Annotated in this window: 4 protein-coding genes; 1 reads left to right on the top strand and 3 read right to left on the bottom strand. The window is 38.1% G+C overall.

Features of this window, described 5'->3' with window-relative positions:
- Positions 1-94: 94 nt before the first annotated feature.
- From ACP6PL_RS20590 to crtR, 3 genes are all read right to left on the bottom strand, one after another.
- Entirely contained in the window at positions 95-853 is a 759-nt protein-coding gene (locus tag ACP6PL_RS20590) for an SDR family NAD(P)-dependent oxidoreductase (protein ID WP_426547142.1), read from the bottom strand.
- Between the two features lie 303 nt (positions 854-1,156).
- Entirely contained in the window at positions 1,157-1,546 is a 390-nt protein-coding gene (locus ACP6PL_RS20585; RefSeq protein WP_426547141.1) for a hypothetical protein, read from the bottom strand.
- A 246-nt stretch (positions 1,547-1,792) separates the two neighbouring features.
- Positions 1,793-2,668, bottom strand: coding sequence for a beta-carotene hydroxylase (gene crtR / locus ACP6PL_RS20580; RefSeq protein ID WP_426547140.1), 876 nt, complete (start codon positions 2,666-2,668; stop codon positions 1,793-1,795).
- Positions 2,669-3,196: 528 nt separating this feature from the next.
- On the opposite strand from crtR, the gene pyk reads away from it, so the two are divergent.
- Positions 3,197-4,960 carry a pyruvate kinase gene (pyk, locus tag ACP6PL_RS20575; RefSeq protein WP_426547139.1) on the top strand — a complete coding sequence of 588 codons (1,764 nt, stop codon included), beginning with the start codon at positions 3,197-3,199 and terminating at the stop codon, positions 4,958-4,960.
- Positions 4,961-5,247 lie beyond the last annotated feature (287 nt).

Below are 5,247 nucleotides of genomic sequence, written 5' to 3'. Positions count from 1 at the left end.
CACAGGGCTGGCTGAACGTAAACTAAGGAGTTTACTTAGGCCAAACGAATCGCACGCCGGATTTGATATCACCCCATCCCCCCATCACCAAAATTCAGCGCACATAAGAAGCACCATTAATATCAATAGTTGCTCCCGTCGTATGAGGTGATAAACCAGAAGCTAAAAAAGCTACTACATTAGCAACATCTTCCGGCGTTGCCAACTTACCCAAGGGAATATCACGGGTAGCAAATTCTTCCCCTACTTCTTCCAAATAACTTTCTACTCTCTCAGTACGGACAAACCCAGGTGCAACTGCATAAGCTAAAATATTATCCTTGGCAAAACCACGAGCAATAGTACGAGTTAGAGAAATAACACCACCTTTGCTAGCAGCATAGTGAATATGTTCAGGATCGTCTCCCCGAAAAGCAGCACGACTGGCAATGTTAATAATAGTACCACCGTTACGAGTTTTAAAATGACGAATTGCTTCCCGACATAGATCGGCAACTGCGACTAAATTTACTTGCAAAGTTTGTTGCCAAGCATTATTCCAAACATCTAGTTCATCATCTACACTAGCACCGACAAAAACACCAGCATTATTCACCAAAATATCAATATTATTTTTCCAGGCGATCGCTTCTTCCCACAATTTCACAGCAGCATTTTTCTCGGCTAAATCTACCTTTAATAAATAACATTTATCTTGACCAATTTTCTCGGCGATCGCTTCTGCTGCTTGCTGTTTATGATAATAGTTTAAAATAACATTAGCTCCAGCTTTTGCCAGAGTTTGTACTGTAGCAGCACCAATACCACTAGATGCACCAGTAACTAAAATAACCTTTCCACTTAAATTTATCATTTTTTCTTCTTTCTCCCTACTCTCTACCTAATTATCTAGTAATCTTGATTTATAAAATTATTTAGGGCTGGCTGATTAAATCTAAAAGCATTGACAACCTAAAGCTTTAGCTTGTGGGTTGGGAAAAAAAAGTGCAAGAATATTACCAACCATAGCTTAAAATGCTCAGATTGGTGAGCTGACCATGTGCAGAAAAATTAAGGGTTCATATCTGACTACATCCTCTGTAATTCCCATTTATCCTGTCTCCTGTCTCCTGTCTCCTGACTCCTAACCTTACCCATAAGACTTTTTCAGCAAGCCCTATTTATATCCAATTTTTACATGGAATATCAGCAAACAAAACATAGATAAAACACATAAACTTTTCCAAACAAATAACCACCAAGGATGCCACCAAGCTCCAGTTTGTACTTCTACAATATCAGATAAACCAAACAGCAAAAATGTCAATGTCGCTACTATTCTATGTAATCTTACTAACTCACGATTCTTAATCGCAGATATAGCAAAACTACCTGCAAAAATAAACCAAATTACCGCTTCAATATAGTTACCTTTCCGATAAACTGTTTCTAATATTTCTGCTTGCTGAAAAGAGTCACTATTTTGCAGTTTTAACCATAATCCTATAAATATTACACCTAAGAAAATTAATAAAATACATAATCTGATAACTACATTTTTAGCCATCAATTTTCCCTAGAAAAAACGGAGTTTTATCTGATAAAATTGTTTTTCTTAGAAGTCGATTTCATCAAAGGTGATGTACCTCTGTCACAGGCAAGATGCCCATATTACAGAGGTACTAGAAAGAAACTATCGGCAAGATTAATTATAGTAACTAACAAAAATATTATTTGATTTAGTTGCCAAAAATTATTGATGAGATTCAATTTTTCCTCATGCTAATTCTCTTATTTCTTTCTGTGGAGACTGCTAATGTTTATGAAATCTAATTCCTAAAAAAATATCATAGAGAAAACTCCAGAAGTTTTTTCCTTGCAACAGCCCCAAAGATTGAGGAGAACCTTTAGCATCTAAAAGTGGTTTCATTACTTCATAAGCAGGTTTGTAATTATACCAAGGTATAGATGGCCATAAATGGTGAATCAAATGGTAGTTCTGCCCACCAATTAGGATATTGAGAATGGCACTTGGATAAACTCTAGCATTGTGCCAGCGATCGCGCTCCTCAAAAGGACGGTGAGGCAAATAATCAAAAAACAATCCTAAAGCAATACCCACCACTAAAGCAGGGGAAAACCAGAAATTTAAAATATAGTCCAAAAACCCATAATATATAGATAACCCTACAATGATGAAGACTATCAAACGGCTGAAAAACCATTCCCATAGCTCAAACTTTCGCCACAGTCGTCTTTTAAAAAAGAAAATTTCATGGTAGAAAAAACGAGCTGCAATTAGCCACAAAGGGCCACCAGTAGAAACAAAATGATCTGGGTCATTTTCTGGATCGTTAACGTGGGCGTGATGCTGTAGATGTACTCTTGTAAATACTGGAAAGGCAAAACCTAAAAGTAGGGCGCTGCCATGACCTAAAATAGCATTAACTAAGCGGTCTTTATGGGCTGAATTATGGGACGCATCGTGAATAACTGTTCCTGCTATATGTAAGGCTAGTACATTCATTAAAAAGCAGCACCATCCAGGAAAGTACCAGCAAAAGTGACCACAGGTTGATAAAACAACTATTCCTAAAGCACTCAAAAACATGAGTAAGTTAGTATTTAAGCCTCCAGAGGGGCCTAGTAACTCTCTTGGGACTGTTGTTTGCAGTCCTGCCTCTAACATTGTTATTTTTACTCCTTAGTATTAATTAACACTTCTTCTGGTATCATACGATACATACAACTTTTTGTAAAGATATATGAAACAATATTAAGTAAATAGGATAATGAGTATTTTTGTCAAGGGAAAAAATAAAAAAAGTTAGGGACGATCCCTATAGCTTTAATCAAGATCCCAAGACTTAATTAGATTAAATAGGGCTTTTTGGTTACTAAATAATATTAAGAGTAAAAACTAATCCTTAAATAGTTAAACTAAAATCTGTTAATTATGCTACTCTAAGATATCAATCTTAACCCATGAGCATAATAACTAATAAACTAGATAAAAATAGATACAAATGCAACAAATGTAACTTTGTCCATAAGTTAATCAACTATTTTTAATTTAAACTCCTCCTGATTAGTCGAGGTCTTATTAAATAAATCTAAATTTTTATTTTTTGAATAAGTGTTTTTAGCGTAATTACTATATATAAATAATTAAAAATCAAGATATTTATTCTACCTAATCTACTAACACCCTAAACTCATGGAACTACAAAATTGTCTGCGTCGAACCAAAATAGTAGCAACAATTGGCCCGGCTACTACTCAGCCTGATGTACTTCGGGAGCTAATCAAAGCCGGCGCTACAACCCTGCGACTCAACTTTTCCCACGGAACCCATGAAGATCATCAACGTAGCATTCGTCTCATCCGACAAACCTCTTTTGAGCTAAATCAACCTGTCGCCATTCTCCAAGACCTTCAAGGACCAAAAATTAGATTAGGAAAATTTGAAACAGGTTCCATATCTTTAGAGCGTGGAGACCCATTTATTTTAACCAGTCACTTGATGCCAGGAACTCAAGAAATTTCCTCTGTAACTTATGAACCTTTGGCAGATGAAGTGCCAGAAGGAGCAAGAATTTTACTTGATGATGGTAAAGTAGAAATGTTGGTGGAGAAAGTAGATAAAGCAGAAAAACAACTACATTGTCGAGTTGTAGTTGGTGGTACTCTTTCTAATAATAAAGGTGTCAACTTTCCGGGGGTTTATCTGTCAATTAAAGCACTGACAGACAAAGACAGAAAAGATTTAATGTTTGGTCTAGATCAAGGGGTAGACTGGGTAGCACTTAGTTTTGTCCGTAACCCCCAGGATGTTTTAGAGATTAAACAACTAATTGCTAATGCAGGGAAAAAGGTTCCTGTAATTGCCAAAATAGAAAAGCACGAAGCCATCGAACAAATGGAAGAAATTTTGGCTTTGTGTAATGGAGTAATGGTTGCTCGTGGTGACTTGGGGGTAGAGCTACCAGCAGAGGATGTACCGCTGCTGCAAAAACGACTCATTTCTACTTCTAACCGGATGGGAATTCCTGTAATTACTGCGACCCAAATGTTAGATAGTATGGTGAATAACCCCCGCGCTACCCGTGCCGAAATTTCTGATGTGGCAAATGCAATTATTGATGGTACAGATGCCGTCATGTTATCCAATGAAACTGCAGTAGGTAACTATCCAGTGGAAGCTGTCGCAACAATGGCAACCATCGCCAAACGCATTGAGCAAGAAGTTATTACTTGTAATGTTTCGAGTATGAATGACACAGGTCATTCTATCCCCAATGCAATTAGTCAAGCTGTTGCTCAAATTGCCCAACAGTTAGATGCAGCAGCTATCATGAGTCTGACAAAAACAGGTGCAACTTCACGAAATGTATCTAAGTTTCGACCAAGGACTCCTATTTTAGCAGTGACTCCCCATGTAGATGTAGCGCGGCAGTTACAACTTGTGTGGGGAGTAAGACCACTACTGGTATTGGATTTACCTTCTGCTGGTCAGACTTTCCAATCAGCAGTTAATGTAGCTCAGGAAAAGGGATTATTGGTTGATGGAGATTTAGTAGTGATGACTGCGGGTACTTTGCAAGGTGTAGCAGGTTCAACAGATTTAATTAAAGTTGAAGTAGTAACTGCAGTTTTGGGTCAAGGTACTGGAGTTGGTCAGGGTTCTGTCAGCGGTCGCGCTCGGGTTGCTCGTAGTGCGACAGAGGTTCGAGATTTTAACCCAGGAGAAATTTTAGTGGTTAATGAGACAAATGCTGAGTTTGTTGAGGCAATGCGAAAAGCTTCTGGAGTCGTGACAGAAGAGGATAGTGTGACAAGTCATGCTGCAATTATTGGTTTGCGTTTGGGATTACCAGTGATCGTGGGAGTGAAGAATGCTACTAATGTAGTGCGGGATGGAACAATTTTAACCTTGGATACTCAAAGAGGTGTTGTTTACTCTGGAGCTAGTCGAAGGTAGGAGGTTGCTTTCAGTTATCAGTTGTCTAGTAGGGTGCGTTGCAACGCACCTTATTACAGCAGAAAAATTTGTAGGGTACGCCACATCAAATCCTGATAATTACTATACCCAACTCATTGCGACTGGAACAGAGTGGAAGGAAGCAATCTCGTGGGAATCGTAAGATTGCTTCCTATCGTCGCAATGACAAGCTAACCTAGTCAGTCATTGCGAGGGGGGTAGGAAAATTCACTAATTGATAATTGATAATGGATAATTGATAATTACCTCTGGTTAAAACCGTTACG

It is taken from the genome of Dapis purpurea BLCC-M126 (genome assembly GCF_050015975.1).
In the GTDB taxonomy this organism is placed as follows: domain Bacteria; phylum Cyanobacteriota; class Cyanobacteriia; order Cyanobacteriales; family Microcoleaceae; genus Trichodesmium.
Note: the sequence above shows the minus strand (reverse complement) of the source record. Positions and strands in the feature narration are given on the sequence as shown.

Bases quoted from the DNA above. Each gene is read 5' to 3' on its own strand.
- crtR (WP_426547140.1), bottom strand. From the start codon at position 2,668: ATGTTAGAGGCAGGACTGCAAACAACAGTCCCAAGAGAGTTACTAGGC.
- ACP6PL_RS20585 (WP_426547141.1), bottom strand. From the start codon at position 1,546: ATGGCTAAAAATGTAGTTATCAGATTATGTATTTTATTAATTTTCTTA.
- pyk (WP_426547139.1), top strand. From the start codon at position 3,197: ATGGAACTACAAAATTGTCTGCGTCGAACCAAAATAGTAGCAACAATT.
- ACP6PL_RS20590 (WP_426547142.1), bottom strand. From the start codon at position 853: ATGATAAATTTAAGTGGAAAGGTTATTTTAGTTACTGGTGCATCTAGT.